Source organism: Streptomyces sp. NPDC088915 (genome assembly GCF_044749825.1).
Taxonomy (GTDB): domain Bacteria; phylum Actinomycetota; class Actinomycetes; order Streptomycetales; family Streptomycetaceae; genus Streptomyces.
The window spans coordinates 26,917-52,418 of record NZ_JBIVIR010000021.1 but is presented as its reverse complement, the minus strand read 5'-3'; the positions used below and the strand labels follow the sequence as shown (position 1 = coordinate 52,418).

At 72.2% G+C, this 25,502-nt stretch carries 34 protein-coding genes; 24 read left to right on the top strand and 10 right to left on the bottom strand.

The window, feature by feature from the left end:
• Positions 1-37: 37 nt before the first annotated feature.
• Positions 38-784: a hypothetical protein gene (locus ACIP5O_RS31600; protein WP_401299595.1), complete on the bottom strand. Its 747-nt coding sequence runs from the start codon at positions 782-784 to the stop codon at positions 38-40.
• A gap of 260 nt (positions 785-1,044) precedes the next feature.
• Between ACIP5O_RS31600 and ACIP5O_RS31595 the strand changes: the two genes are divergently transcribed.
• From ACIP5O_RS31595 to ACIP5O_RS31520, 16 genes are all read left to right on the top strand, one after another.
• The gene (locus ACIP5O_RS31595) at positions 1,045-1,386 is read left to right on the top strand and encodes a hypothetical protein (RefSeq protein WP_401299592.1); all 342 of its coding nucleotides are present in this window, start codon (positions 1,045-1,047) and stop codon (positions 1,384-1,386) included.
• Between the two features lie 104 nt (positions 1,387-1,490).
• Positions 1,491-2,429 carry a hypothetical protein gene (locus ACIP5O_RS31590; protein WP_401299589.1) on the top strand — a complete coding sequence of 313 codons (939 nt, stop codon included), beginning with the start codon at positions 1,491-1,493 and terminating at the stop codon, positions 2,427-2,429.
• 61 nt (positions 2,430-2,490) lie between these two features.
• Entirely contained in the window at positions 2,491-2,988 is a 498-nt protein-coding gene (locus tag ACIP5O_RS31585; protein WP_401299587.1) for a hypothetical protein, read from the top strand.
• Between the two features lie 59 nt (positions 2,989-3,047).
• Positions 3,048-3,743 (top strand): hypothetical protein, encoded by a 696-nt coding sequence (locus ACIP5O_RS31580; RefSeq protein WP_401299584.1) that lies wholly within the window; start codon positions 3,048-3,050, stop codon positions 3,741-3,743.
• Positions 3,744-3,835: 92 nt separating this feature from the next.
• The gene (locus tag ACIP5O_RS31575; RefSeq protein ID WP_401299581.1) at positions 3,836-4,756 is read left to right on the top strand and encodes a hypothetical protein; all 921 of its coding nucleotides are present in this window, start codon (positions 3,836-3,838) and stop codon (positions 4,754-4,756) included.
• 80 nt (positions 4,757-4,836) lie between these two features.
• Positions 4,837-5,469 carry a hypothetical protein gene (locus ACIP5O_RS31570; RefSeq protein ID WP_401299579.1) on the top strand — a complete coding sequence of 211 codons (633 nt, stop codon included), beginning with the start codon at positions 4,837-4,839 and terminating at the stop codon, positions 5,467-5,469.
• 150 nt (positions 5,470-5,619) lie between these two features.
• Positions 5,620-6,366, top strand: a complete 747-nt coding sequence (locus ACIP5O_RS31565; RefSeq protein ID WP_401299576.1) for a hypothetical protein — start codon at positions 5,620-5,622, stop codon at positions 6,364-6,366.
• An 82-nt stretch (positions 6,367-6,448) separates the two neighbouring features.
• On the top strand, positions 6,449-7,363 hold the full coding sequence (locus tag ACIP5O_RS31560; RefSeq protein WP_401299573.1) for a hypothetical protein: 915 nt from the start codon (positions 6,449-6,451) through the stop codon (positions 7,361-7,363).
• A gap of 120 nt (positions 7,364-7,483) precedes the next feature.
• Entirely contained in the window at positions 7,484-7,909 is a 426-nt protein-coding gene (locus ACIP5O_RS31555) for a hypothetical protein (protein WP_401299570.1), read from the top strand.
• A 56-nt stretch (positions 7,910-7,965) separates the two neighbouring features.
• On the top strand, positions 7,966-8,538 hold the full coding sequence (locus ACIP5O_RS31550) for a hypothetical protein (protein ID WP_401299567.1): 573 nt from the start codon (positions 7,966-7,968) through the stop codon (positions 8,536-8,538).
• A gap of 59 nt (positions 8,539-8,597) precedes the next feature.
• Positions 8,598-9,101, top strand: coding sequence for a hypothetical protein (locus ACIP5O_RS31545; RefSeq protein WP_401299564.1), 504 nt, complete (start codon positions 8,598-8,600; stop codon positions 9,099-9,101).
• A gap of 50 nt (positions 9,102-9,151) precedes the next feature.
• Positions 9,152-9,409, top strand: a complete 258-nt coding sequence (locus ACIP5O_RS31540) for a hypothetical protein (protein ID WP_401299561.1) — start codon at positions 9,152-9,154, stop codon at positions 9,407-9,409.
• Between the two features lie 56 nt (positions 9,410-9,465).
• Positions 9,466-9,858, top strand: a complete 393-nt coding sequence (locus tag ACIP5O_RS31535) for a hypothetical protein (protein ID WP_401299559.1) — start codon at positions 9,466-9,468, stop codon at positions 9,856-9,858.
• Between the two features lie 56 nt (positions 9,859-9,914).
• Positions 9,915-10,424: a hypothetical protein gene (locus tag ACIP5O_RS31530; protein WP_401299556.1), complete on the top strand. Its 510-nt coding sequence runs from the start codon at positions 9,915-9,917 to the stop codon at positions 10,422-10,424.
• A 436-nt stretch (positions 10,425-10,860) separates the two neighbouring features.
• Positions 10,861-11,307 (top strand): DUF4262 domain-containing protein, encoded by a 447-nt coding sequence (locus ACIP5O_RS31525; protein WP_401299553.1) that lies wholly within the window; start codon positions 10,861-10,863, stop codon positions 11,305-11,307.
• 47 nt (positions 11,308-11,354) lie between these two features.
• Complete coding sequence (locus tag ACIP5O_RS31520; protein WP_401299551.1) at positions 11,355-11,765, top strand: hypothetical protein; 411 nt, start codon at positions 11,355-11,357, stop codon at positions 11,763-11,765.
• Here ACIP5O_RS31520 and ACIP5O_RS31515 read toward each other — a convergent pair.
• Positions 11,749-12,093: a DUF6087 family protein gene (locus ACIP5O_RS31515; protein WP_401299548.1), complete on the bottom strand. Its 345-nt coding sequence runs from the start codon at positions 12,091-12,093 to the stop codon at positions 11,749-11,751. The genes ACIP5O_RS31520 and ACIP5O_RS31515 overlap by 17 nt on opposite strands.
• Before the next feature lie 145 nt (positions 12,094-12,238).
• Here ACIP5O_RS31515 and ACIP5O_RS31510 point away from each other — a divergent pair, with 145 nt between their 5' ends.
• On the top strand, positions 12,239-12,652 hold the full coding sequence (locus ACIP5O_RS31510; protein WP_401299546.1) for a hypothetical protein: 414 nt from the start codon (positions 12,239-12,241) through the stop codon (positions 12,650-12,652).
• Between the two features lie 65 nt (positions 12,653-12,717).
• On the opposite strand, the gene ACIP5O_RS31505 is transcribed toward ACIP5O_RS31510, so the two are convergent.
• The 3 genes from ACIP5O_RS31505 to ACIP5O_RS31495 all read right to left on the bottom strand — a co-directional run bounded on the left by ACIP5O_RS31505 (position 12,718) and on the right by ACIP5O_RS31495 (position 14,160).
• On the bottom strand, positions 12,718-13,110 hold the full coding sequence (locus ACIP5O_RS31505) for a DUF3307 domain-containing protein (RefSeq protein ID WP_401299543.1): 393 nt from the start codon (positions 13,108-13,110) through the stop codon (positions 12,718-12,720).
• A 178-nt stretch (positions 13,111-13,288) separates the two neighbouring features.
• A complete protein-coding gene (locus ACIP5O_RS31500) occupies positions 13,289-13,774 on the bottom strand; it encodes an XF1762 family protein (RefSeq protein WP_401299540.1) in 486 nt (161 codons plus the stop codon).
• A complete protein-coding gene (locus ACIP5O_RS31495; RefSeq protein ID WP_401299538.1) occupies positions 13,771-14,160 on the bottom strand; it encodes a hypothetical protein in 390 nt (129 codons plus the stop codon). The genes ACIP5O_RS31500 and ACIP5O_RS31495 overlap by 4 nt, the downstream gene beginning before the upstream one ends.
• A gap of 135 nt (positions 14,161-14,295) precedes the next feature.
• On the opposite strand from ACIP5O_RS31495, the gene ACIP5O_RS31490 reads away from it, so the two are divergent.
• From ACIP5O_RS31490 to ACIP5O_RS31465, 6 genes are all read left to right on the top strand, one after another.
• Complete coding sequence (locus ACIP5O_RS31490; protein WP_401299535.1) at positions 14,296-14,739, top strand: hypothetical protein; 444 nt, start codon at positions 14,296-14,298, stop codon at positions 14,737-14,739.
• 374 nt (positions 14,740-15,113) lie between these two features.
• Positions 15,114-15,617, top strand: a complete 504-nt coding sequence (locus ACIP5O_RS31485) for a hypothetical protein (protein ID WP_401299532.1) — start codon at positions 15,114-15,116, stop codon at positions 15,615-15,617.
• A gap of 96 nt (positions 15,618-15,713) precedes the next feature.
• Positions 15,714-16,088, top strand: coding sequence for an HNH endonuclease (locus tag ACIP5O_RS31480; RefSeq protein ID WP_401299529.1), 375 nt, complete (start codon positions 15,714-15,716; stop codon positions 16,086-16,088).
• 209 nt (positions 16,089-16,297) lie between these two features.
• The gene (locus tag ACIP5O_RS31475; RefSeq protein WP_401299526.1) at positions 16,298-17,335 is read left to right on the top strand and encodes a hypothetical protein; all 1,038 of its coding nucleotides are present in this window, start codon (positions 16,298-16,300) and stop codon (positions 17,333-17,335) included.
• 301 nt (positions 17,336-17,636) lie between these two features.
• A complete protein-coding gene (locus ACIP5O_RS31470; RefSeq protein ID WP_401299523.1) occupies positions 17,637-19,412 on the top strand; it encodes a hypothetical protein in 1,776 nt (591 codons plus the stop codon).
• A gap of 114 nt (positions 19,413-19,526) precedes the next feature.
• Positions 19,527-20,561 (top strand): hypothetical protein, encoded by a 1,035-nt coding sequence (locus ACIP5O_RS31465; protein WP_401299521.1) that lies wholly within the window; start codon positions 19,527-19,529, stop codon positions 20,559-20,561.
• Positions 20,562-20,647: 86 nt separating this feature from the next.
• Here ACIP5O_RS31465 and ACIP5O_RS31460 read toward each other — a convergent pair whose 3' ends face one another.
• The gene (locus ACIP5O_RS31460; RefSeq protein ID WP_401299518.1) at positions 20,648-21,226 is read right to left on the bottom strand and encodes a hypothetical protein; all 579 of its coding nucleotides are present in this window, start codon (positions 21,224-21,226) and stop codon (positions 20,648-20,650) included.
• Entirely contained in the window at positions 21,223-22,524 is a 1,302-nt protein-coding gene (locus ACIP5O_RS31455; RefSeq protein WP_401299515.1) for a hypothetical protein, read from the bottom strand. The genes ACIP5O_RS31460 and ACIP5O_RS31455 overlap by 4 nt, the downstream gene beginning before the upstream one ends.
• 407 nt (positions 22,525-22,931) lie before the next feature.
• Here ACIP5O_RS31455 and ACIP5O_RS31450 point away from each other — a divergent pair, with 407 nt between their 5' ends.
• Positions 22,932-23,444 carry a transglutaminase domain-containing protein gene (locus tag ACIP5O_RS31450; protein WP_401299512.1) on the top strand — a complete coding sequence of 171 codons (513 nt, stop codon included), beginning with the start codon at positions 22,932-22,934 and terminating at the stop codon, positions 23,442-23,444.
• A gap of 21 nt (positions 23,445-23,465) precedes the next feature.
• On the opposite strand, the gene ACIP5O_RS31445 is transcribed toward ACIP5O_RS31450, so the two are convergent.
• From ACIP5O_RS31445 to ACIP5O_RS31435, 3 genes are all read right to left on the bottom strand, one after another.
• Positions 23,466-23,762: a hypothetical protein gene (locus tag ACIP5O_RS31445; RefSeq protein ID WP_401299509.1), complete on the bottom strand. Its 297-nt coding sequence runs from the start codon at positions 23,760-23,762 to the stop codon at positions 23,466-23,468.
• Positions 23,762-24,868: an exonuclease domain-containing protein gene (locus tag ACIP5O_RS31440; RefSeq protein ID WP_401299507.1), complete on the bottom strand. Its 1,107-nt coding sequence runs from the start codon at positions 24,866-24,868 to the stop codon at positions 23,762-23,764. The genes ACIP5O_RS31445 and ACIP5O_RS31440 overlap by 1 nt, the downstream gene beginning before the upstream one ends.
• A gap of 181 nt (positions 24,869-25,049) precedes the next feature.
• The gene (locus tag ACIP5O_RS31435) at positions 25,050-25,445 is read right to left on the bottom strand and encodes a hypothetical protein (RefSeq protein WP_401299504.1); all 396 of its coding nucleotides are present in this window, start codon (positions 25,443-25,445) and stop codon (positions 25,050-25,052) included.
• Positions 25,446-25,502: the final 57 nt, after the last annotated feature.

Genomic DNA, 25,502 nt, shown 5'->3' with positions numbered 1-25,502 from the left:
GCGCACCGGCGGGTGCGGTGCGCCCCCGGGGCGGGGGTCAGCGGATGCGGGCGGTGATCCGGTTGCGGTAGAGGCGGAGGAGGAAGCGGGCCCGGTACTTGAAGTTCCGCCAGTTCGGCCTCAGGCGCCACAGGCCGTAGGCGACGCGGGCGCGGAGCAGGGGCGGCAGGGTGGCGGTGTCGACGTCCCCGGCGTCGGTCAGGTGCAGGAGGATCGCGGCGGCGAGGCGACGGGGGGACGCCGTGGCCGGGGCGATGGCGTCGGCGCGGTGGCTCCAGCCCTCCATGTCGAGGATGTCGCGGGTGGCGAAGTTCCATTCCCCCGTGCCGTCCCGGTAGGCCCAGTGCTCTTCGCCCGTGTCGAGGGTGATGCCGTACCCCTGGCAGTGGACCATGCCCGCGTGGGCGTCGAGGACCCCGGCGAGGATGAGCCGCGCTTCGACGGCCCGGAGGAAGGCGCGTTCGTCGGTGCGGTCGAAGCGGAAGGCCCGTGCGCTCTCCTCGCCCCTGGCCCACTCGGACTCGTCGTCGGTGTGGTAGGCGGTGGAGAGTTCGAGGTCGAGGACCTTGACCGCGCGTGCCGTGTCCTCCTCGTACTCCGGAAGCGGGGTCTGCCACACGGTGGCCTGGACGTTCTCGCGGAACGTGGTGTCGTTGCTCGGGGGGTAGTCGGAGAGTTCGACGCTGGTCACGCGTCCGTCCGGGCGGGTTCCGACGGTGATGTACCAGGGGGCCGGCGGGGTGTCGGGGGTGTCGTCGGTGGGCTTGGCCAGGGCGATGGGCATGGGTGTGACCTCTCTCCGGAAACCGAGTGTGGGTGTCGCCCCCTCGCTCTTGGGGGCCAACGAGTAAGACTGTACACCGAGATAGGTCGATGGTGTCAACCCGCCCCCTGTCCCCTATATGCACAAGGGATTTCGATCTCAGGAACTAACTGGGTGTACAAAGTTGCTCGGGTGTGCCTATGATGGTGGAGCACCGACCGGGACGGAGCGGCAAGAGCGAGCCGCACCCATCCCCGGCCTCACCAGAAAGGGACACCCCTGTGTCTGCTGCCCGCCGCGTCCTCCGCGACCGCCGCCGCGCCACCCGCACCCACCGCGACATGACCGAACGCGTGAAGGTGAGCGACTACCTGACGATGCTCGGCATGGAGGAGAAGGAGATCGACCGCTACGGCTCGTGGGCCGGCCGCTACGTCGCCTCCGAGTACCGGACCGCGCACCACGGCCACCAGCCGCGCCAGACCCGCAAGCGCACCAAGCCGTGCAAGGGCTACCCCAAGGGCAAGTGGATCAAGGTCTTCGTCTACCGGGTGACCGACCCCGCGCTCTCCGCCGGGTGCGGCAAGTACGCCCGGACCGCCGACTACGTCCCCGCCGCGTAGCGCGCACCACAGACCGCCGGGCAGGCGGCCGGCCCACCCCCTCCGCCGCCGCCCGCCCGGCCCTCCTCTCCCACGCCCATGCCCTTGTCCGGGAGGACACCGCCGTGACCACGCTCCTCGACGTCCCCGCGCGCCCCGCCGCCACCCCGATCTTCTGCGGCCAGTGCGGCACGCACCCCTTCTCCATCGGCCCGGACGGTGACGCGTACTGCCCGTGCGGCCACGCGATCACCACCGCCGACCTGGTACTTGACCCCGATGAGACGTGGTGCGTCCAGCTCGACCAGACGCTTGGCTACCTCACCGACCCCGAGACCGCGCTCACCCGCTACCGGGCCGCGCTCGCCACGCTCAACGACCACGGCGTGTACGGCGAGGAGCGGCACCGGGCGAACGAGGAGTTCACCACCGCGCTCGCGGACCTGACGGCCGCCCTCTTCATAGGCGTGAAGCTGCCGAAGGGTACGCCCTCCGACGTCGGCCGCGTCTTCCTCGCGTGCACCCTCAACCCGGACGGCACGCTCCTCGGGGCCAACGCGTACTGGCTCGGCCGCCCGTGCGTCCCCTGCGCCCCGTACTCCACGGACCCCTACTTCCAGCAGGCACACCCCTGCCGGAACCCGCGCGTCCACGCCTGGGGCACGTTCGCGGACTGGCAGCACAAGGCCGCCTGGGAGCGCCGGACCGGCCGCACCCCCACCGGGTACGCCGTCGTCTCCCCCGTGGCGCCCGACGTCGACGCGGCCAGGGAGCGGACCGCGCGCCGGTTCAACACCCTGCGGGTCACGGAAGCCCTCGCCGTCACCCTCGACGCCGCGACGGACCGCGTCCGCCGCACGCAGCTCCCCGACACCCCCGACGACGCGCTCAAGGCCCTCACGGACATGCACCTGACCCTCTGCCGCAACCCCTTCCAGGGCGCGCCCCTTGAGCGCATCGCGGTCCTGGAGGACACGTGCGAGCGGTACGGCGTGATCGCGGGCGACGAGCGCACCACGTGCCACGCCCACCGTCAGCTCACCGGCGACTGCTGCCCCGCCTGACCCCCTGCCACCCCGGGGCGCGGCGCACTCCGCCGCGCCCCCTCCGATCGGAGAACCCACGATGCGCCGCTTCCTCGCCCACGTCCGCCCCTTCCTCCCCACGCTGCTCCTGCTCCCCGCGCTGCTCCTCGCCACGTACACCACGGGCGCCGCGCTCGACCACGCCGCCGCCGACGCCACCGAACGGGCCGTCGTCACCGCCTACAACGACGGCTGGATCGACGGACAGGCGGACCTCACCGGCGACGACAACCGCGACGGCCGGATCGACGAGGACGAGTCCGGATGGGACTGCCGCTCGATGGGCAACCGCCAGTGCGGCCCGCTGGTGGACGGGCTGCCCGCCGCGTGCCACGGCACGGGCCCGGCCGCCGTCCTGTGCTCGACGGTCGCGGGCCGGCCGCCGTACGGCTGGACGAACCCCGACGGCTCCCGCACCGACAACCCCGACGGGCGCGCCCTGGTGCTCGAACTGGAAGAGCTGCCCGGTACCCCCGAGTGGACTGCCGCGCTCCGTGCGCTCGACGCCGAGTGCCGCGCGCACGTCGAGTGCCGCTGACCCGCCCCGCCGCCGGGGCGCGCCCGCGCCCCGGCCCCACACCCCTGGAGAGAACCCCCGTGCGCTACCTGATCACCGACGACGCGAACAACACCCTGGCCACCCTCGACGTGCCGAAGACGGAGGGCACCACCACCGTCGTCATCGAACGCGCCGACGACCCCGACCTGACGCTCTGCGGCATCGACCTCCACGGAGACGGCACCGTGGTCGTCGGCCACTGGCCGGAGGGCGAGGACTGGCACCGCGTCTTCACCACGACGGGCGTCCCCAACGCCTACAGCGGCGGCACCCCGCCCCGCACGCTGGACCCGCTGTACCGCCTCAGCACCGTCAAGCGGGCCATGGAGACGGCCTTTGACCGGGCGTACGGCTTCGGCGGCCTGGACGCGCTGGACGTGTTCAGGGAGGCGACGCTCGCCCTGCTCGCCAATCCGCGCTCCGAGTACCCCAACCCCGACTCGGACGCCGACTCGGACGAGTGCAACCCGGACAAGGACACGCCGGACGAGCACGGCCCGGCGCCCGCCCCGGCCGCCGCGCCCGTCCCGACGGTCACCGTCCGCAAGAGCGGCACCCGGTACACCTCCGAGTTCTCCGCGCTCCCCGGGCGGACCTTCGGCCCGTGGGACTTCCCGGAGATGGTCCAGGACCTCACCATCTCCGCCCTCCTCGAACCGCGAGCGGCCCGGGACCTGGTGATGGACGCCGCCGTCGCCAACGACGGCGCGGCGACCGCCCCGATCAACCGCTGAGCACACAGCCGGCCCGGGGGCGCCCGCCGCGCCCCCGGGCCACAAGCCCCCGCTCCCTGACACTCTCCCCTCGCCCGGAAGGAACCCACACCATGACCAGCATCCCGCCCGCCGCCCACGCCGACGGAACGCCCCTGAGCGTGCAGCTCTTCACCATCTCGGACACCGGGCACGGCCCCTACGTCGGACTGCCCGTCACGTCCGTGTGGGACGAGGACACCGCGCACCTGTTCACCCGGGAGACCGCCGTGCGGATCGTCGCCAACGCCGCCCGGGACGACCAGGGCACGAGCGGCACCTTCGCCGCCGACGGCACCCTGACGCTCCAGTGGACCGAGACGTACAACGAGTTGGGCCGCATTGTCATCGTGACCCCGGACGCGCACGGCCGGTACCTGATCGGCGGCCTGTGGCCATGGGCCATGTGGGGCGACGACGGCGCGCCGCACACCGCCGGGCAGGCCGCGTTCGCCCGGGGTGCCACCGAGTACCGGCAGGCCGACGACGCCACGTCCTTGCCCGAACCGCTGGACGGCCTGTACCGCCAGGGCCGCCGGGAGGCGCAGCTCCTCAGCCGGGAGTGCCCGGGGCACCGTGAGATGTTCGACGTCGACCCGTCCCGGACGCCGCTGGTCGCCACCCAGCGTCCGACGAACGCCCCGTTCAAGGCCCTGCCGCCCGGGGCGTCTGAGGCGTCCGCCCGGGTCGTGGCCGCCCGGGAGGTCAAGGCCGGGGATCTGGTCCTTGCGTCGTTCGACCGGCCCATAGGGTCCGGCCGGATCACCCGCAGCTCCGCGTGGATGACGGACCCGTACGTAGCCGCTCCCCGGCCGTGGAACCCGTGGTGCGTGTGCACGCCGTGCCAGCTCGACCGGGACTTGTACGACGGCGAGGAGCCGGAGCCGCGCGTCGTGTTCGCCGTGCCGGAGGGCAGGCGCACCGCGTGCGACATGTGGGAGCCGGACGAGCCGCTTCTCGTCGTCCCCGCCGCGCTCCTGGCCGCCCCCGCCTGATCCCCGCCACGCGCCCCGGGCCCGCAGCCGGCCCGGGGCCCGGCGCCCCTCCTCCCGTCCCGCCCCGAAAGGACCCCGTCATGCCCACCGTCGCCGCTCCGGCCGCGCTCGCCATCTCCCGCCCCCTCGACGTTCCGGGCCCTGCGTACGCCCTGAGCAACGTCGACCGCGACGCCGCCGCGGTACCGGTCTCCGGCGCCCTGCTGCGCTCCGTACTTCGCTCCGCGCTCCATTCGCGCGGCGCCGCCGCCATCGAGCCGGACGGCACCGTGGTCTTCACTTTCGGGCCGACCGCGAGCATGCTGCCCGCCGCCCTCGGCCCGGTCTACCGTGCCGTGCCGTGCGAGCGACCGCCGCTCACCCCCTGCTGCGCCCGGTGCGGGCACTGGGAGCGGGAGCACGACGAGCCGGGCGCGCCCACCGCGTGCACCCTCTACAGGCTGAGCATCGGGCCGGCCCGGTTCGCGGTCCCGGAGCACGACGGGGTGACGTACGCGTGGACGCGCCGTCTCGGCCGCACCCGCGTCCGTTTCGAGATCACCGAGCCGACCGACGCGTTCCCCGGCGGGACGCTCGTGGCGCACCGGATGCCCGCCCCCGGGGACGGCCCGTACGAGTACGTGAAGCACCACGTCCCGATCCCGCCCGAGCGGCGCCCGGCCGTCTTGGAGCGCGCCCGCCGTCGCGTCCACCCCCAGCCCTGCCCGGCCTGACCGGGGGCGCCGTACGCGCCCGCTCACGAACATGACGACCGGGGGGCGGCGATTCTCCCCCGCGCACCCTCTGATTCACCCGAACGGGTGACGGTGCGCCTCCGCCCCCCGTCCTGCCCTGCTGCTCCCGCGCTCGCCCTGGAGGCCTCCATGCCCGGCTTGACCCTGCTCGCAGACCGCGAGGAAACCGACTACCCCACCCCGCGCGGCCCGGTCCGGGTGCGGAAGTACGCCCGCACCTCCGGGCGGGAGTTCGTCAGGGCCGCCGTCCGGGCGGGGACCGGCGAGCGCGCCGCCCTGGTGACGCTGCGCCCGGCCGCATACCCGTACGCCGGGGCGTGGCTGTCCGCGCTCGCCGCGCTCGCCCCAGCCGCCGCCGACCACCGGAACCCGGACATGGCCCCGGCGTCGGTGCGGGTGGTGGCCCGGATGACGCGGACGCACGCCAACGGGGTGCCCCGGCAGTCGGACGGGTCGGTGGGGTGGAGCGTGCCCGGGGCGTCCGCGCGGGTGTGGCCCGACGGCCGGCTCACGGTCACCTCGGACGCGGGGGTGGAGCTGTCGGCCCGGCTGGAGGGGTCGCAGTGGAACACGTGGGCCGTGGCCGCCGTGGCGGACGCCGGGCTGCGGTTGCTGTGCGCCCCGGAGGCGCGGCATGTGACCCGGACGTCGGAGCCGCGCGGCTGGTCCCGGGCGGCGGACAACTGGGGAAGCCAGGCGTGGGCGGGGCCGGTCGGGCGCAAGAGCGGGTGGCAGTACGACAGCTCGTCGGTGGCGGCCTGCTCGTGCGGGTGGCGGGCGACTGTGCCGTCGAGGGGCGGGGCGCGGCGTGCGGCGGAGAAACACCGGGAGGAGGCCGGTCTCCCCGGGGCGGGTGACGTGTTGACCACTCCCTAACTTGGTGTACAGTTTTTCTTGTTGGCCCCCAAGAGCGAGGGGGGCAACAACTCAGGCAAAAGCCTCCAGAAAGGGCACATTCATGCCTCAGATCGGAACCGACCCCGCGACCGCCCGCGTCTGGTCCACCACCGACTCCACCCATGAGCTGTGGCACGCCTTCGGGCCCGACGGCCACGCCCTGTGCAACCGCCGCATCCGGCCCGGCGGACACCGGGAGGGCCGCAGCCACTTCTTCACCCGCGACCGCGCCGAGACCTTCCCCCTGTCGCACACCCACGACCGGTGCCGCGACAAGCTCACCGAGGCCGCCGCCGCCAACAAGGCGAGGAGCGAGCGCGACCGGGCGCAGTACATCCTCGCGGCCGACCTGTTCGCCGCCCTGCACCCGGCCGCCCGCAAGGTCGTCGAGAGCTACCGGGGCAACGTGATCGACACCCTCAACGAGGGCGGCCCCTACTTCACGCCCGCCGACGTCTGGGGGCACATCGGCGCCGAGCCCGCCGTTTGGCTCACCGAGGACGGCTGGGCCACCGCCGAAGGCTTCAACGAGGCGTACTCGTTCATCGACCGCCGCGCCGCCGAGGGCACCCTCACCCGCCACCACTGGGACCTCACCCTCTCCAAGGCCCGGGAAGTCCTCGCCCAGCACGCCGCGCCCGTCCCGCTCACCACCGACAAGGCGCCCGTCTCCCGTCAGGTCCTCTACTTCCTGGACTCCCCGCTCACCGGCGAGCACCGGTACGACCTGCCCGTGCACTCGGTCGTCCGTACCGACTGGCTCCGTCTCGGCCGCCCGTGGGAGGTCATCGACGCCCGGCTCGCCGAGCAGGGGCTCGCCCGCTACGGCTTCCCCCGCGCCGAGAGCAACGGGCACGCCCTGGCCATGGCCCGCACCCGCTGGGAGGAAGAGGGCCCGTACGCCGAGTGGTGGGACGTGATCAAGCCGGAGCTCGACCTCCAGGCCGAGGACGCCGCCGCGCTCGTCGCCGCCTGACGGCCCCTGCGGGCGGGAGCGCGCGACCCAAGCCGCTCCCGCCCCCCACGATCCGCCCTGCCCGCCAGCACCCGGCGTCCGACCGCCGGCCCGGTGCTGCCCCTCGACCGGAGGACTCCCATGCCCGCCACCGCCGCCGAACTGCGCGAGACCGTACTCGCCAGCCTCACCACCGCCGGATTCACCGACGCCACCGCCGTCCGCCACAACGACACCATGGTCATCGCCACCGTGCCCGTCGACCGCCGCCCGTGGGCCGAGTTCGCCCTCCTCTCCCACACCGCCCTCCGTCTTGCCGACAAGGCCGAGCGCGCCCGGTACGCCGTCTTCACCGAACCGGACGACACCGACACCTACACCCGCGTCGTGTACTTCCGGGCCACCGGCCCCGGCCTCGCCCGACAGTACGTCGACAAGGAGCTGTGCCACACCGTCCGCATCACCCCCGGCTACAACACCGAGGCGGACATCCCGAAGGCCCTCGCCGTGACCACCTTCGGCACCGTCGACCGCGCCGACGACATCACCGTCACCCGCCTCGCCTGACCCGTCGCGCCCCGGGCCCGCCGCCGGCCCGGGGCCGCCCCAGAAAGCCCCAGTTCATGAACGACACCATCGACTACATCGGCCAGATACACCCCTGGCTCACCCGCCACGCCGAACTGAACGACCGGCACGCCGCCCGGCTCGCCGCGTACCAGGACGACGGCGGGGAGGTCTCCGCGAGCGACCTCTCCGCGTACGACGAGGCCCGCTACGACACCACCATCGAGGCCCGCGACTTCCTGGACGAGCTGACCGCGTTCCTGCGCGAACTTGTCGGCCCGCCCCTGCCCGGCACCGCGTTCACGCTGACGTTCGCCGGGCCCGAGCGGCACGACGGCGAGGCCCCGTACTCCTTCGTCGTCAACGGCTCCGACCTACCCGACGCGGGCCGCACGCTGCTGCACCTGCCGTTCTTCCGCGAGTGGTTCACCGAGCAGGCCGGATGGCACGACGACACCCCGCCGGACGTGCTCTACCTCGCGGACGAGTCCCACCCGGGCATCCCCGAGCACGGCGCCTTCAACGACCTCCGCCGCGAGCAGGCCGGACACCTCGCCGCCGCCGAGCCCCCCGCGCCCGGCAACGCCCCGGCCCTGCCACCCGCGCCGCCGCTCGCCCTCCTCGGCTAACCCACCCCACCCCATGCTCAGCCGCCCGGCCGCCGCCGGGCGGCCCGGAAGGAACCCGCATGTCCACCGATTCCGACGACGTGACCGCCATCGTCAACCGCCTCCTGAGCGGCGCGTTCCAGTACGAGGGCACCGTTCTCCGCGAGCGCGCCGTTCACTCCGGCCTGATGTGGCGCTGCACCTGCCGCGCCATCAACGCCCACGACGAGAACACGTGCGCCAAGTGCGACGCTGCCCGGCTGTGGACCACCGACATCACGCAGCCCCGGGAGGACGAGGGCGAGCTCCTGGACGATCTCCGCGAGGGCCTGAAGGACTGGTTCGATGACCGGCCGGACGTCCGTCGACCGGCCGCCGTCGGCTTCCGCATCACCACCGAGTACGACGACGGCCCGGCGTGGGCCACATGGGGTGCGACCGCCTACTTCACCGACTCCCCCGATGGCCTGGACTACCCGCACGACTTCGAGCGCTCGCGGATCGCTGACGCCCTGATCGAGATCAGCGACTCCGAGCCGCCGCAGACCGGCGACCACCTGATCATCGCCGTCCCCGTCATCTGACCACCCGCCGCCCGGCCGGGCGCCGGGCGGCCCACTCCATGGAGCCCCCTGTGGCCACCCTGCTCATCTGGACCGTCGACGGCACCACGCTCACCATCATCGACTCCCAGCAGGTCAAGGACGGCGACCAGGCCGCCATCGACGCCCTGTTCAAGGACGCGGTCGAGCGCGACGGCGCCGACAACGGATGCGCGTTCGACGTGGACTGGCACAGCGACGCGGTGCAGCGCACGTACGAGGAGTACGCCCGGCCGTTCGGCCTCGCGCTCGTGGACGACGTCGAGGGCCACACGCCCACCACCTTCTGATCCCCGCGCGGACCGCGCCCCCACGCCGGCCCGCGCCCCCTCCCAGAGAGACCATCGTGAACCTGCACACCGACAACACCACCGAGAACGACACCACCCTCGCCCCGGCCGCCAAGGTCGACGTGTACGACCCCGCCCCGGGCACCGAGTACCCGTACGTCATCAGCGACTACGCCCGCGAGGCCGCCCGCATCCTGGGCGACGGCTGGGGCGCGGACTCCGGCTTCATCGGCGCGTACGGCCTGCTCTGGGGCCCCGACGTCCCCACGCTGCACGTGTTCGTGGACCACTGCTTCCCGGACCAGGTCGACCTGGTCGTGGCGCCCTACTACAACCCCGACCCCCAGATGTTCACCATCAACCTCCCCGACGGCGCGCCGCAAACCCGGGAGGAGCTGCGCACCGTCGCCGAACAGATCGCCGAGATCGCCCGTTCCCTCCAGCCCTGACCGCCCCCCGGGGCCGCGTCGGCGCGGCCCCGGGCCCCCCGAGAGACCACAGAGCCATGAACCCCACCACCACCGTCCCGGCCTGGCTGCGCGGACGACTGCACAGCGCCCTGGCCCGGCTCCGGCGCCGCTCGCTCCTCACCGACAAGGACCGGCTCCTGCCGCTGCTCCGGGGAATGGACCGCGAGGCGCTGTACGCCCTGGCAGGCTGGTGCGCCGGAGAGGCGGACAGCCGCGTCAAGGACGAACTCCTCGGCGTGCTGCGCGCCCTGACCACCCACGACACCGTCGTGCGCATCGAGTTCGTCACCACCCCGAACTACGAAGACGGCGTGTACTGGAGCGACGAGACGATCTACCTGCACCACGAGGACGGCACCGTTGACCCCTTCGACTTCCCCGAGGAGGGCGAAGCCGGGTACGAGGTCTTTGCCGAGGCCGACGAGCGGTTCCGCGATCTGCTGGCCGAGTACTCCCGCCTCGACCGGCCGGTGCATGGCGCTCACCTCATCGTGGATCTCGCCTCCGGCGACTTCACCGAGTCCAGTCCTTACGCCCTGATCTGAGACCGGCCCCGCTGCGCCCCGGCCGGGGTGTAGCGGATCGGCCGCCCACTCCGTCTGTACCAGTGCCCCACCCGCGCTCCGCTCCGAAGGATCTGCCGATGCCGTCCCTGTCGCGCGTCTTCCGCTACGACACCGCTCACGTCCGCGTCCGCGTACGGCAGGGCGAGATCGTGTGGTTCACGCGCGACGTGGCGGCCGCCCTCGGCATCCACCGGTGCCCCCACGGGCCGCTGCTCCCCGCCTCCTCGGCCGCGCTCCCCGGCATGGCCACTACCGCCCAGGTGTGGACGCTAACGGCGGCGGCCGGCTGTGTTGCGCCTGACGCGTTCCGGGCGTGGATGGCCGACGTCTCCACCCAGCTCAGCGAGCAAGCCGAGCAGCGCCCCGCCTCGCCCGTGCCGCGTCCCCACGCCGCCGCACACACGAGGAGCGCCCCATGGCCCCGAGCAGCCGAACCGCCGCCGACGACGAGACGACCCGGATCATCCAGCGGGCCGGTCACGCAGTCCGCTGGGTCTTCGACCCGGATGGGGTGAGTCCCCCCTTCGCGTACACCGTGGGCCTGTGCGACCGGCCCGGCCGGAGCTACGAACTCGCCTTGACCGGCCTGTCCGCCGAGGTCGCCGGGATGGTCCTCAACAACACCGTCGACCAGCTCGTCCTCGACGCGCTCGACCCGACCGAGGGCCTGGAGCTCGCGGGGGTCATCTTCGGTTACTCCGTCCGCCTGCGGCGCGCGGCGGACACCAGCGGGTTCACGGGGATGCGCGCCCTGTACGGACACCAGCCGGACGTCTGGCAGGTCCTCCTCCCCGACGTGGAAGGCCGCTTCCCCGACGGTGACGACTACGGCGACGACCCCAAGGTGCAGCCGCTGCTGTAACCCCCCACCTCTTCTTTCCCCCTCTCGAACCGAAAGGCCCAGACCCCGTGTCCAGCTCCACCTACCGCCGTCCGCAGAAGTCCCCGAACCTGCCGTTCCTCCTGGCCGCCTGCGCGTTCGCCTTCGCCTTCGCCGCGTTCCTCCTGATCGCGCTCTCCTCGGACAGCGACGCCGACGACGACCGCCGGTCCATACCCCGCTGCGCCGCCGTCTCGTCCCGAGGTCACGGCGACTACGTCCCGACCGGCGCCCGGCCGTGCGTGCTGCATCAGACGGGCACGAGCCCGAGCTCCGGCAGCGGGCCGGCCGCCGACCACGGCACGGTGCGCCCGGCCTCGCCCGGCGCCGCCCCGAAGGTGACGGGCAAGCCGACGGCCCCGGCCGCGAAGGCTCCCGCCGCCCCCAAGGCGCCCGCCCCGGCCGCGAAGGCGCCGTCGCTCGTCAAGACGAAGAAGTAGTTCCCGGCGCCCCGTCCTCGGTCGGGGCCGTCCGCCGGTGGCGGCCGCGCCCCGGACCGAGCGCCGGGCGGTCCCACTCGGCCGGGCGCTCCGGCTCGGGGCGCGGCGGGTACAAGGCCGCCTTCGCCGCCGCGAGATCGGGCACCAGGCCCACGACCGCCCAGTCGGCGCCGTCGTACTCCTCGATCGCCCTCGGGGCGTCCGGCTCGACGTGCGCCCCCCGGTGAGGGCCGCCGCCGAGCGGCACCGCCCGCAGCCGTCCCCGAGCCCGGTCCCGGCGCTCCTCGCGCCGACGGGCCCACTGCTCCAACGGTTCCTCGTCGCTCATCGCGCCATCGTGGCGCAGCCGCTCCCGGCCGCGCCAGCACGGGCCACGGCTTCCCGTCCGGCAGGACGCGACGTAAGCACCGCTGCTCCTCCACTGTTCGGGTCGCCCGCCAGATCGGCGGGTTCACCTCTTCGAAGGAGCACACATGCCTGCTTGGACCCCGAAGCTGACGAACGTCAAGGGCGTCGACGGCACGTCCACCGCCGGCCGGTACGCCAAGAGCGCGGACGGCAACGTCACCTTCACGGCCATGATCGTGGCCCGGAAGGAGACCAACGCGGCCTCCAGCAACGGCTTCGGCCTGACCCTGCCGGTACCGGCGGCGGCCGGTCTGCGGACCGTCTTCACCCTGGAGTACGACGGCCGGGGCGCCGACCACGGCGTCTGGCTCGGTGACGCGCTGATCTACTCCGGCAGCGACGGCAAGAGCATCGACCGCCTGCGGGTCATCGCCAACATGGAGAACGGCGCCGCGCTCGGGAACATCGACCACGTCTACGGCGGCGAGAACGACATCGGCGAGGTCATCACCATCTCGGGCTCGTACGTCGCCGCCTGACGTCCGCCCCCGACGGGCCGCTGAGCACACGCTCGGCGGCCCGTCCGCGTTCCGGCCCACGGCGGCTACGCGGCGGCGGCCAGGGCCGCGAGGACCAGCGCGGCGACGTGCGCGGTCTGGTCGACGAACGGCGCCCCGCCCTTGTTGAAGAAGTCCTTGCTGCCGGTGCGCTCCATCCACCACCGGATCGGCCACCGGCGGTCGATGAACCCGTGGGAGAGGCCCACCCAGGCGAGCACGCCGAGCACGACGGGCCCGCGCAGCGGCAGGTCCAGTACGGCCGTGCCGACGCCCAGGGCGACCGCCGAGGCGACGACGTGGGTCCCGGCGTGGGAGATGTTGGCCCACCAGCCGGCCGGAGAGCGCAGGGCCTTGTGCTCGGACTGGTGATCGGTCTGGAAGGCGTAGTCGGACAGGAGATGTGCGGCGTAGAGCAGGATGAAGACGGACGCGAACACGACTGACCTCCGGGTCTTCGCTGATTGATGGTGCTGCAACTGCGCGGCCGCGCGCCCGGTCCCAGAGTGGGGCGGGCGCGCGGCCGTGTCAGTTCCCGCTGCGCACAGCGGGCGTGATGTGGATCTCAGATGCGCCGAGAGGCGCTGAACGGGGCTGGGAAGCCGGGGCCCGGCGGCTTCACGCCGAACTCCGGGAGGAGGCCGTCGGCGCCTCCCACAGGGTCCTGGGGACGTGGTCGACGCCCCGGTCGGGACGCGGCCGGCTCGGGCAGTCCCAGCCACGGCGCGGTGGCCGCTGCGCGAGCACCCGCCAACCGGCCGCCCGCAGGCTCGCCCCGCTCTCCCCGGCCTGCGTGTAGGTGATCAGCCGCGTGTACCCCAGGGCCTTCGCCGCCCTCCACGCCGCCCCGTACAAGAGGCTGTTGCCGTTGCGGACCCCGTCGGTCGCCGTGCGGGTCACCTCCAGGGTCTGGCCGTTGTCGTACGCCCTGGCCACCGGGCGGCCGACCAGGGCGACCGCGCGGAGCACGCCGTGCTGGTCGGCCGCGCCGACGGCGAACACGGCGCCCGGCGGGGGCCGGTGGTGCCGGTGCCAGGACGCGACGAAGTCCTTCGCGTCCTTCTGCCGGACCGGCACCAGGTGCAGGCGCGGGTCCTCGGTCATTCCGCCAGGTCCAGCGCGTTGTCGATGACCTCCCAGAGGGAGCGCCGGGGCTTCGTCGGGTCGCGGTGGGAGAGCATCACCGCGCGCCGTACGGTCCGGAACAGGACGATGGCGACGACGACCGTCAGGCCGGCCCAGAGCGAGAAGACGCTCAGCAAGACGGCCGCGATGAACGCGAAGACGTCGCGCGGCTTCTCGCCCGCCACGCCGGCGGCCGCGCCGGCGATGACGCTCGCCGTGAAGTACCAGCTCCAGCCGTGGGACATCGGCCCGATCGCCCACGCCAATGCGGTGGAAGCGAGGTAGAGCAGGCTGTAGTAGACGGCCCGGCAGCAACCGCCTACGAAACTGCGAAGGGAGGACGGAAGGGGGGACGAGGGGGACACAGGCGCTCCTGCGGTTCGAGGGAGCGCCGGTGCACTCCCTGGTTGCCGCGCACTGTGCAGTCGCCTCCCGCCTTGCGTCGCGGCCTGATTTTCGAGGGCGCGACACAAGCCGGAGCCGTCCTTACTGTCCGGCCCATGACTACTCGCAGCACTGCTCACCGTGGCCGCCCGACGCTCCTGACCCCCGTCGTCATCGAGAAGCTGGGCCAGGCCGTGGAAGCGGGCATGACCCGCCCCGAGGCGGCGGAGGTCGCCGGGATCTCGGCCGGCTCGTTCGCCCGGTGGATGACCCGCGGCCGCGCCGCCCAGAACCTCTTCGACAGCGGCATTCTCGTGGACGAGGCCGAGCACCCGTACGGCAACCTGTACCGGCGGATCGTGAAGGCCGACGCCGTCCGGCGCGCGGCGAAGGTGGGCACGGCGGAGGAGACGGTGCTCGCCGTCGAGGACGAGCGCCCGGCCGTGGAGCAGTCCACCGCCATCCCGGACGAGCCGGTCGTCGCCGACGAGCGTCCGGCGGCCGGCCGGTGGGCACGGTTCCGCTCCTTCTTCACCCGGGCCTCGCAGGCAGCCGCCTGACCTGCGTCTTCTTACCCACATGCGCCAGAGCGCATGTGGGGGTCCTCATGCGGTACAGCGCACGTGGTCACCACCTTCATGCGGCACAGCGCATGTGGCCACGTGCGCTCTGGCGTATGCGGCCTCATGCGCGAGAGCGCACGGAAACAAGAAGAACCTCAACCACGACGAACCCAAGCCAGACGAAGCCTTGTCGTGGTCACCCCCTCCGGCCCCTGCGGGCCGTCCCGCCCCCGGGCAGTTCGAGGCCGACGAGCGGCCTCGCGCGACACAAGCACCCGAGGCCGGCACGGTGCTCTCTTCGACCAACCCGCCCCCTGGTCGGCGGCCGCTCCCTGCGGGACGCCGGGCCGGGAAGAACGGAGAGAACCACCATGCGACCTGCCGTCACCGAAGCCATCGAGGACTGGGAACGGGCCTGGAACGACGTCGAGGAGGCCGCCGTCGCCGCCATGACGGCCGCCTTCCCCCCGCTCGACCACACCAAGACGCCCCGGTACTGCTGCGACGTGATGCTCAGCTACGAGAAGGACGGCCTCGGCTCCGGCCGCCTCTGCATCGACAACGAGGGACGCGGGACCGTCGAGTTCGAGGACATCCCGAACGACGTGATCGCCGAGGCCATAGACGAGGTCTTCGGCATCGCCTGGCTCACCAACGCCGACGGCCCGCTCGACGAGTGCGGCCCCGGCACCTACTACTACGACGAGGAGACCACCGGCGCCGAGTTCGAGGTGACCCTCGGCGAGGACGACAAGGGGAAGCTGATGCTGTCCTACGTCCGGGTCCCCGACGCCGCCACCATCCTCGACGCCCTCACCCGGGCCGCCGAGCCGGACGAGGAGGAGTCCGCCGAGCTCGTCGGTGCCGCGACGTAAGGCCCGGCCGGCGTGCATGTTCCCGTCCTCGCCCCGCGCGCACACCGGCGGCCGCGCCCCGCGGCCCGGCGCCGGGGCAGGACGGAGCACCCTCTCATGCCAACCCGACGGCGCACCGGGCCCACCGACACAGTCCGCCAGCTCGTCTTCCACCGGGACGGCGGCCGCTGCGTCCGCTGCGGCACCATCCGGGACCTGACCATCCACCACCGGGTCAACAGGGGTATGGGCGGCGCCCGCGAACTGTGGATCAACCAGCCCCACAACCTCCTGCTCGTGTGCCGGATCTGCAACTCCTGGTTCGAGGACCACCCCCGCGAGAGCTACAGCGACGGCTGGAAGGTCCGCCGGCCGATGCTCCCCAGCGAGATGGCCGTCACCTACCCGGGCGGCGCGCAGTTCGTCCTCTACCCCGACGGAACCCGGGCCCGCGTCAGCGTTTCACTGACCATGTCGCCGGAGCGGCGATAAAGGCCTCCGGCGTCCGGTCCTCTACCGGCTGCCCGAGCCCGAGCAGGACGAGGACCTGGAGCATGATGCCGATCCGGCCGAAGAGCCGAGCAACACCTGATTGAGCCATCCGGACATCACTTGGGGTACAGTTTTCGGCGAAGGACTCGGGGCTAGGGGTTTCCCCTGCCGACAGCGCCCACCCGGGCGCGCTCCCGTACGGGATCGCCATGACCACCACCCTTCCCACGATCGACTACGCGGACGTCCGAGCCGGAGCCGTCGCGGACGTCCGCGAAACGCTCCAGCAGATCGCCGACCCGAAGGCCCGCCGCGCCGCCGCCGACGAGATCCGCGAGACCGCGTTCCTCAGCATGGCCACCATCAGGCCCGAACGCGACGAGCTGATCGCCGCCTACGCCCTGCACCACCCCGAGGATCGCGACGCCCTGGCGCAGGCGTTCGGCATCGTCCGCTCCACCCTCCGCCGCATCCAGCTCGAAGCCCTCGGGCAGACCTGGGGCGAGGCCGGCGCCAAGCTCCCCGCCAAGGCCGATCGCCCCCGCGCCGCCGAGGACGCCGGGCTGAACTGCACGGACGAGACCGGCCCCAAGGCCGTCGACCTCGCCACGCGCTTCCAGGACAGCAGCGCCCGCTGGAAGGAAGCCCTCGACCAGATCGGCCTCGCGGACGCCGAGGCCATCGCCGCCAGCGGCCGCCGCGTCGTGCCCAAGCTGGACCGGCCCGACTTCGCCTCCATCCGCAAGCAGGCCGAGGAGCAGGTCAACAAGGAGTTCGCCACCATCAGCCGGCCCGACGAACGGCTGGAGCGCGCCGCCGAGATCGTCAACGAGGCCCAGGACGAGCTCGACCGTCTCATCGAGGACCGCGACAAGGCCATCGCCTCCCTGACCTGCTACACCACCGCCCGCGGCATCAACCTCTCGGCAGGCCTGAGCCGCACCGGCGTCCTGCGCGTCATGCAGAAGGCCCTCAAGCTCGGCCGCGACGCCGCGCTCCCCGCCCGCGAACAGCTCGCGGCCGCGGGCAAGGACGCCGGCGTGCCGATGGTCAAGGACGCGCACGAGGCCCTGCCCCGGATCGCCCGCGAGTACGAGACCCACCGGGCGCTGCGCGACGCCGCCATGCCGATCCGCAACGCCGCGATCCCCGTCATGGCGGCCGCCCCGTACGAGTGGGCGCACCAGCGGATCGCCGACGAGATCGGCGTCCCGGCCTCGTACGTCACCCGGACCGTCAACGCCTGAACCCGTCCCGAAAAAACTTTCGGAGGCACCTGTAACACTTCCGCGTCCCACTCCGTCTGTAGTCGGTGAGGCACCTCCCCCGCCTCACCCCTGGGCCCGATGCCCAGCCCCACGGTGGTCGGCTCCGTCTCCGTACCTGTCCGGAGCCGACCACCGAACAGCTCCACACCGGCCCCCGTCCCCGATCACGCGCCGCCCCCGCGCCCACCCCCTGCGGAGGCGGAGGCACGAGACCGGACGGGGGCCGTCCCGCACCCGCAGGCCGCGACACTAGCTCTTCGCGGACGGCACGGTGCCCGCCATGTCCACCGCTCCCCCGCCTCGTACCGCCGCCGCAGCCGCGGCCATCGCCTCCAAGGAGAAGCGCTCCGGCGTACGGTCCAAGGAAGCCGGGAGCCTCGCCGACCAACTCCTCCGCGTCCCCATCCCCGTCCGCCGCGAGGCGTTCCGCCAGTTCAGCCACGCCGACCAGGCCCAGATCCTGACCGAGGTCGAGCGCGAGACCGGCACCCTCTACGGCCTGTGGCACGACACCCCCAGCGGCTTCATCGAAGATGTCCTCGGCGAAAGCATCTGGTCGAAGCAGCGCGCCATCGTCGACGCCGTCCCCCACTACAAACGCATCGCGGTCCCGGCCGGATTCGGGGTCGGCAAAACCTGGATCGCGGCGAGGTTGGTCGCCTGGGCCGGCGCCGTGAACCCGCCCGGCACGATGATCATCGTCACCACCGCGACCCGCTTCCGGCAGGTCCGCAATCAGCTCTGGCCCCACATCAGGCGGACGATCGCCCGCGCCCAGCTCCCCGGGTCGTGCGACACCACCCAGTGGAAGATGCCCGACGCCTACGGCAACGACGTCCTGATCGCCTACGGCTTCACCGCGCCGGAGGGTGACGAGGCGGCCATGCAGGGCATCCACGGCACACCCAAGTTGCTCATCGTGGTGGACGAGGCCGGCGGCATCGCCCGCAGCATCGGCAACGGCACCAACAACCTCCTGACGGGCGACGCCAGGATGCTCGCCATCGGCAACCCGCCCGCGGACGACCCCCGATCCTGGTTCGAGGTCCTGTGCGAGGACGGCGACAAGCCCGAGGAGGCCACCACCGTCACGATCCCCATCGCCACCTTCGACTCGCCCGCCATCACCCGCGAACGCGTCCCTCTGTGCAACGACTGCCCCCCGGGCCGCGCCCGGCACTCCCTCGCCGACCACCTGCCCGCCCAGGACTGGATCGACGCCACGATCCGCGCGTACGGCGAGGACCACCCCTACGTCATCGCCAAGGTCCACGCCCGGTTCCCCAAGGGCGGCGGCGGCAAGGTCATCCCGATCACGTGGATCGAGGACGCCAAGCAGAACGAGGACCCGACGGGCCCCGGCTGGGTGAGGCTGTGCGACCTCGAACTCGCTGACGAGACCGCCAAGCACACCGTCCGCCGCGGCGCCTGGGTACGCCTCGGCGTGGACGTGGCCGCGGACGGGGGCGACGAATTCACCATTTACCGCATCGTCGGCGACGTGGTCGAGGCCCGGCACTACTCCAGTGGCGCGGCCAACGACAACCAGGTCACCGTCGCCAAGCGCATCCTGGAGGAGATCCACGCCGCCGAACGCCTCGCGCAGGCCCTCGGCAGCCCCCACCAGGTCCGCGTCAAGGTGGACAAGAACGGCCTCGGGCACGGCGCCGTGTCGATGCTCAAGACCTGGGGCGAGAACGGCAAGCACGCCTCCGCGATCGTCGGTGTCATGGTCTCCGAGTCCCCCCTGCGTGATGATCCCGGAGCCGTCATGCGCCCCTTCACGAAGCGGGACGAGATGTGGCTCGCCACCCGCTTCCTGCTCCAGCCCGACCCCGAGACCGGCTCCGGCCGGCTCCGGCTCCGCGTCGACGACGACGCGGCCATCCAGCTCTCCACCCCCAAGCTGGGGCACAACAGCGGCGGCCACGTCGTGGTCGAGTCCAAGAAGAAGATGAGGGCCCGCGGGATGAAAAGCCCCGACCGGGCGGAGGGCATCCTCCTGGCGATCTACGAGCCCGAGCCGATCCGCAACAACCGGGGGCTGATCGCCTGACCGGCCCGGAAGCCGGAGCGGAGACCTTCCCCCGGCCCGGACCGGGCCGTCCGGATTCACTCCACCCGGTGAAAGGCGGCTCCACCATCCAGCCGGACACGCCATCATGTACCCATGGCCACCCCCACCCTGCAGATTCCTCTCGTGCCGTCCCTGCACGCCATGGAGCGCACCGTGGACGAGCTGTGCAGCGACCCGGGCACCGGAGCGTCCCGGGCCAAGCAGCTCCGCGCCCTGGTCGGCGCCTACGAGCGGGCCTTCACCGAGGGCGGCCTGCCGCCCGACGCGTACGACGACCTACCTTCCCTGCTCGCCTTCGACGTGACCCGCTCCTTCTTCGAGCTGGCCGTACGAGGCCTCGTACGCGGCGACGGCAAGAAGGGCGAGCGCGAGTCCGACTCCGCGCTGCGTGTCCGGGGACGCTGCCTCGAACTCATCGCGCAGAAGGCCGGCATCCCCTTCGAGCTGCCCGAGATGCCGCCCGCGCCGAACCTCGCGCCCGTCGTCGCCGCCCCGATCCGTGCACTCCTGATGCGGCGCTTCGAGACCCTGGTCGACAGGGTCGACCGGAAGGTCACCGAGCCGTTCCGGCTGCGGTTCCTCGCCATGTACGGGATCGTGCTCGACACCGCCTCCAGCTCCGGCACCCTCGCCGCCCAGCACGAGGCGCACTTGGCCGCCGACCTGTCCAGCATGCGCGTCCACCGCCCCCGCAGCGGCCGCGCCGCCACCCCGCCTCCCCCGGAGGAGTGGCCACTGTCCCCCGCGACCCGGCAGGCCCTGCGCGACTACCTCCCAGTGCGCGCCAGCCTCGTCGCACCCCTGCAGCACCCCGTGAAGCACCTGTGGGTCAGCCTGGAGCACAACCACACCGGCCAGCGCGAGGACGGCACCACCGTGCAGGAGCCGCCCGGCGTCCCGCTGCTCAAGGGCGGCATCCAGCGGGTCTTCGCGAAGGCGGCCGAGGTCCTGAACGAGGAGATGGAGGAGCTGCACCGAGAGCGCGGCGCCGGCCTGCCGCCCGACTGGCAGCCGATGCCGACCCGCCTCGAACCCCTGCGCCGCGCCGTCGCCCTGGAGCTCGAACAGCACGAGGAGCACCAAGGCGGCGTGCCTCAGCTCGTCGTCCTACGCGGTCGCGCGAGCTGATCGGCGAAGAGGAGCACCAGCTCCTCGTCCCTGGAGACAGGGGCCGAGGTCCCGCCCGGACCCCCTTCCTGGGCGGGACCTCGGCCTCAGCCGGTGATCTGCTGTTCGATCCAGCGTGCTGCGGCGGTCGGGGAGCTGAACTTCGCGTCACCGCTCACCACGGTGTACGTGACCATCGGCGTGCCGAACAGCCCGATCTCGAACTTCGGCTGAACGCCGGCGCTCCAGATCGTCCGACCGCGGGGCGTGCGGCCCTGCCCCATGCTGCCGACGAGGTTGTCCTTCGTGACCCGGTCCACCTTCTCCGTGGTCACCAGGTAGTCCCACGGCGAGCCGATCCACTCGTCGGTCCCGCCCGGGTACAGGTACAGCCCGCCGACCTTCCGCGGCTGCTGGCCGTACCCGTACCGCTCGACGGTCGAGCCGCCCTGGGAGTCCAACTCCCCGCTGAGAAGCCGCACCGTGCCGCAGGAGCGGCACACCAGCCGCAGCGTCGTCTTCGTGTAGCGGCTGCTGTGTCCGCAGTCCTCGTCCGGGCACTGGTGCTTGCCGCCGCGGAAGAAGTCCCACTCGTCGCGGGTCTCGGCGGCCCAGGCCGGCTTCCGGCATCCCTCGGCGTGCCGCAGCTCGGTCCACCCGAGGTACAGATCTTCGGCGTTGCTCACTCGGCCTCCCCCTCTTCGTCCGTCTCATTCTCGCCGAGGACGTCTTCCCGCGGGGCGCGTTGCTCGTCCCAGAAGGCCTCGGACTTCGTGAACAGGAAGTTCCGGACCGCCTCGATCGTGTCCTCGGGGTGCCCGACCCGGACGCCGGGCTGAAAGTAGCGGTCGGCGACCTCCGCCCACCCGCCCTGCGCGTCCACGACCTGGCCGAAGATGTCGGCCAGGTTCTCGGCGACCTCGACGTAGCGGGTGGGGTGCCTCGTCCACTGCTCCAGGACGTTGATGATCTGCCCGACGTGTTTTTCGTCGTACCGCTTCGGCTTCTCGTGGAGGTCACCGCCGATCGTCCACGCCAGATTCATCATCAGGCCCGACTCCCACGAGCCCTCGCGCCCCGCGATCAGCGAGCCGGCGTCGTTGGTCCCCGGCGAGGAGTCGTGCGCGTACACGGCCGCCACGCGGTACAAGGCGACCAGCGTCGAGGCCGCTGCCTTCTTGCCCGCGTCGATCAGCGCCCCCTTCAACATCAGGACGTCGCCGGGGTCCGGCGCCACCACGCGGCGCAGTGGGCCGTGCTCGGCCTTCAGCACACCGAAGGTCACCGGGTCTCCTGGCCGGCCCGGACGCAGCCCGCCGTAGTCGACCATGTACTGGTCCTCGCCGACGGTGTGCCAGCCGCGGTTCTCCCGGTCCACCACCCGGTACGGCAGTTCCTCGGGCTCGGGCTCGGGACCGTCGTTCTCCAGAACCGACGGGTGCAGGTCGGTGGTCACAGCGCGCGCGTCCTCGCCGGCCTTCTCCATGATGTCGCGGGCCTTGTCAGGTCCTACCGGCAGCACCTCAGGATTCACCCTGCTCGTCGTCGGGTACCGGTGGTGCAGTGCGGCCTGGACCGCGGTGAGCGCGTCGTCCACGAAGGCGCTGAGCTCGGCCTGGCTCTCTTCGTCGTTCTCCAGGGACCACGGCCGACGCGCCGAGGGAGCGAAGAGCATCGTCACCACCGAGTGCGCCGGCAGCTCCTCCGACGGCCGGCGCACCGGGATCGTCCACACGTCCGCCATCGCTCTGTACCAGCCTTCACTCGGCCGCACGAGGACGTCGCAGGCGTCGGCCACTACCTGGGCGACCGCGGCGTCGGATACGTCCGCCGGGGCTTCGGCGATGAGGATGAGGGGGATCGTGTGCCGCTGGAAGTCGCCGCCGTACGCGTACGGGGACTCAGGGGTACCGGGCGGGGGCCACTGCCGGTCGGCGCGCTCGGCGTCCATGGCCCGCATCGCTTCGGTGTGCTTCGCGCCCATCGCCCGGCTGCGCTCTTTGATCTCCCGGGTTCGCTTCCGGGGCTTTCGCGGCTTGCTCGTAGGCATGTCTCACTCCGTGCAGCAGCGCGCCCCACGCACACGCCGCTGTGAAGCGGACGAGTTCAGGACATGCACACGATGCGTCGGAGGACGGCCTGGCCTCTGGCGAAGGACCCGCGTGGGAAGTCCTTCATCAGCGATGGACGGTCGTGTCCGCCCGAGGGCAGCCTACCGGGTCGCACCCCTACTCCAGGCCTCAGGAGAAAAGACGTTGAGACCGGCCCGACCTGCGCGATAAGGTGTTCTCGAACGCCCCGGGATCGCCTCTCAACGTGAAGCCTCCCGGGGCACAGCCTTGTTCGGGGCCCGGTGCACGGCGGCCCCGACGGCGAGAGAGCGAGTACCCCATGGCCATCGAGGACCGCATCCGGCTCTTCGAACGGGTCCGGGCCATCCCCTACGCCACGGACGGCGCCCACGACGCCGCCTCGCTGCTCACGGAAGGCCGGGGCGACTGCGTCGCGAAGGCCGACTACCTCGTCACGCACCTCCCGAACATCGGCGTACCGGCGCGACGTGTCCGCTGGCTCTACCACCTCCCGCCCGAGCCTGCGGAGGTGAACCTGCTCATCTCGCGCGAGGACGTCCACACCGCCGTCGAGGCACAGGTCGACGGGCGATGGGTGCTCGTCGACGCCACCCACGATCCCGCCCTGGGCGCCATCGGGCTGACGGTCGCGGAGTGGGACGGCCACACCGCCACCACCCCGGCCTACGAGCCCGTCGGGCCGCTGTGGCGCCCCGGGGACCCCATCCCCGAGCCGGTCCCGAACAGGAACTCCACCCGGCCCTTCGACCCGGCCGCCGGCCGCGTGTACCGGGCGGCGTTCAACCGCTGGCTCCGCGACGCCCGCGGCTGAACCGTCGACGGCCGGGAGGGATCAGTGCTCCAGCTCACGGCGCCCGGGGGGCAGCGCGCGCCGGCCCCGCCTGCGCGGCCGTACGTCGACCCGTTCCACCGTCACCTCCGTGTCCCCGGCGCCGTTCGCCGTCTTGCCGCGGGCCTCCAGGAGGATCACCTCCATGAAGACGCGGGCGCCCGGATCTCGGTGATTCGGCACCGGCCCCGACATGTTCGTCGCCACCAGCTCCGGTGACGCCTCCAGCGCCCGCATGACGGCCTCGGCCGTCCGCTTCGCCCTGTCGGGGTCGGAGTCCATGATCCTGAGCTGCGACATCACACGTCCTTCGAGCTGAAGAGAGGAAGGGCCTCCTGGCCCTCCGACAGGTCGGACATGGTCCGCAGGCGCCGTACGACCACATCACAGTCCCCACGGGCGTTGTGCGGGCCGTTGAGCCGCTGCCAGGTGTATTCCTGATGGAAGGGGCTCCACTCCCCAAACCACTCGGCGTACGACTGCATCGCGCAGTCGGCCCGCAGGAAGGTGTCCAGCCACTCCGACGCCTGCCTCACCGCCGCGGCGGGGGCACGACCGGCCAACCACGGCCGCTCCTCGTCCACCGGGGCCGGCGGGAGCTGCGCCCCGAAGTGCCGCTCCAGCTCGTTGCGGAACACCTCGCGGTCGAACGACGCGTTCCAGATGACCGTGCGGCGCCCGCGGAGCGCGTCCGTCAGGAGGTCCAGGACGGCGCTGAACGTCGGCGCCGTCGCCACCATGTCGTCGGTGATGCCGTGAATCTGCGTGCTCGACTCCGGAATCGGCACCAGCGGGTTCACGAGCGTGTCCAGGAGGACTTCCCCGCCCACGGTGACCACTGCGATCTGAACGGTGAAGGGGTGCTCGGGGAGGAGGCCCGTGGTCTCCGAGTCGATGATCACGCACTCGGGATCGCTCAGGACGCCCCTTGCCCACTGCCCGGCGGCGCGCCGATCGGCCGCCAGCGTCTCCAGGAACGCCTGGTGCTGCGCCTCCCGCCGGTCGGCCGCCGCCTTCTCGGCCGCCGCCTGTACGGCGGGCAGGCACGAGCCGCAGACGGGCTTGTCGCGCTCCTCTCGGTCGCGCGTCGACCACTTCGTCCGCGTACCGCACACCCAGCACGGCTGAGTGCCGGCGAGAAGCCGTCCCGCGGCCAGGTTCGCGCGCTGCCGATCCGTCAGCGGTCGCACCGGACGCGCGGCCCGGCGCTCGAACAGGGGGCAGACCCCATGATGGGAGTTGTAGTGCAGGTAACCCGCCGGCTCCAGCCCGGCGTGGCTCAGGCCCTCCTCCCGGAGCTGCCCGCGGGTCAGCAGACCCTCGGGAGCGCGGTCGGCCCGGTACACCGGCACCTTCCTCTCCCCCACGTACCGCAGTACAGAGGCGTCCGACTTGGTCTTGGCCACCGTAGTCCTCCCTGGCTTTGCAATTACGTCTGCGGAGATTTCTAGCGCATTCCGTAGGTGCTGCGCAATGCGTTCCAACAGGCCATGCGAGGGAAATTGGCGGGGTGATTGAGAAGGGAATTGGGAGCCGAATACCGCAAAGGAGGTCCTTAGAAGAGGGTGACCGTCAAGGTTTCTGCGGCTACTCGGCGCCCTGGTCCTCCTCCTCGGTCGGCTGCGGACCGTACCGGTCCAGTGCCTCCCGGACGATCCGCGGCGGTGCGTACACCTTCTCGATCAGCTCGTTCCTCCGCTCGACGTCCTCCGGAGGCATGTCCATGCTGTGGTAGGTCAGTCCCTCCTCCTCCAAGTCGGCCAAGGGGCCTTGGCTCACCCTCCATGAAGCCGTACGCAACTGCTTGAGCAGCGAGGACGGGAGTTCGTAGTTTCGCTGCCGCAGGTCCCCGACGTTGTGCCCCGGCCATCGGCCGGACAGCATCATCAGCTCCTCCTCCTCGTCGGTCAGAGGGTCCCAGGGGCCTTGCAGGTCCTCCTCCTCCAGGCGCCGGCTGATCGCGTTCGCGACAATCGTGGTCACCGGCGGCCACCACCGAGCCCGTCGACGCATACCGCGAAGACGAGCCTCACGAACCGG

Coding starts and splice junctions, on each gene's coding strand:
- ACIP5O_RS31600 (WP_401299595.1), bottom strand. CDS start 784: ATGCCCATCGCCCTGGCCAAGCCCACCGACGACACCCCCGACACCCCG.
- ACIP5O_RS31585 (WP_401299587.1), top strand. CDS start 2,491: ATGCGCCGCTTCCTCGCCCACGTCCGCCCCTTCCTCCCCACGCTGCTC.
- ACIP5O_RS31575 (WP_401299581.1), top strand. CDS start 3,836: ATGACCAGCATCCCGCCCGCCGCCCACGCCGACGGAACGCCCCTGAGC.
- ACIP5O_RS31570 (WP_401299579.1), top strand. CDS start 4,837: ATGCCCACCGTCGCCGCTCCGGCCGCGCTCGCCATCTCCCGCCCCCTC.
- ACIP5O_RS31565 (WP_401299576.1), top strand. CDS start 5,620: ATGCCCGGCTTGACCCTGCTCGCAGACCGCGAGGAAACCGACTACCCC.
- ACIP5O_RS31560 (WP_401299573.1), top strand. CDS start 6,449: ATGCCTCAGATCGGAACCGACCCCGCGACCGCCCGCGTCTGGTCCACC.
- ACIP5O_RS31555 (WP_401299570.1), top strand. CDS start 7,484: ATGCCCGCCACCGCCGCCGAACTGCGCGAGACCGTACTCGCCAGCCTC.
- ACIP5O_RS31550 (WP_401299567.1), top strand. CDS start 7,966: ATGAACGACACCATCGACTACATCGGCCAGATACACCCCTGGCTCACC.
- ACIP5O_RS31545 (WP_401299564.1), top strand. CDS start 8,598: ATGTCCACCGATTCCGACGACGTGACCGCCATCGTCAACCGCCTCCTG.
- ACIP5O_RS31530 (WP_401299556.1), top strand. CDS start 9,915: ATGAACCCCACCACCACCGTCCCGGCCTGGCTGCGCGGACGACTGCAC.
- ACIP5O_RS31525 (WP_401299553.1), top strand. CDS start 10,861: ATGGCCCCGAGCAGCCGAACCGCCGCCGACGACGAGACGACCCGGATC.
- ACIP5O_RS31515 (WP_401299548.1), bottom strand. CDS start 12,093: ATGAGCGACGAGGAACCGTTGGAGCAGTGGGCCCGTCGGCGCGAGGAG.
- ACIP5O_RS31510 (WP_401299546.1), top strand. CDS start 12,239: ATGCCTGCTTGGACCCCGAAGCTGACGAACGTCAAGGGCGTCGACGGC.
- ACIP5O_RS31500 (WP_401299540.1), bottom strand. CDS start 13,774: ATGACCGAGGACCCGCGCCTGCACCTGGTGCCGGTCCGGCAGAAGGAC.
- ACIP5O_RS31490 (WP_401299535.1), top strand. CDS start 14,296: ATGACTACTCGCAGCACTGCTCACCGTGGCCGCCCGACGCTCCTGACC.
- ACIP5O_RS31485 (WP_401299532.1), top strand. CDS start 15,114: ATGCGACCTGCCGTCACCGAAGCCATCGAGGACTGGGAACGGGCCTGG.
- ACIP5O_RS31480 (WP_401299529.1), top strand. CDS start 15,714: ATGCCAACCCGACGGCGCACCGGGCCCACCGACACAGTCCGCCAGCTC.
- ACIP5O_RS31475 (WP_401299526.1), top strand. CDS start 16,298: ATGACCACCACCCTTCCCACGATCGACTACGCGGACGTCCGAGCCGGA.
- ACIP5O_RS31470 (WP_401299523.1), top strand. CDS start 17,637: ATGTCCACCGCTCCCCCGCCTCGTACCGCCGCCGCAGCCGCGGCCATC.
- ACIP5O_RS31465 (WP_401299521.1), top strand. CDS start 19,527: ATGGCCACCCCCACCCTGCAGATTCCTCTCGTGCCGTCCCTGCACGCC.
- ACIP5O_RS31455 (WP_401299515.1), bottom strand. CDS start 22,524: ATGGGCGCGAAGCACACCGAAGCGATGCGGGCCATGGACGCCGAGCGC.
- ACIP5O_RS31450 (WP_401299512.1), top strand. CDS start 22,932: ATGGCCATCGAGGACCGCATCCGGCTCTTCGAACGGGTCCGGGCCATC.
- ACIP5O_RS31445 (WP_401299509.1), bottom strand. CDS start 23,762: ATGTCGCAGCTCAGGATCATGGACTCCGACCCCGACAGGGCGAAGCGG.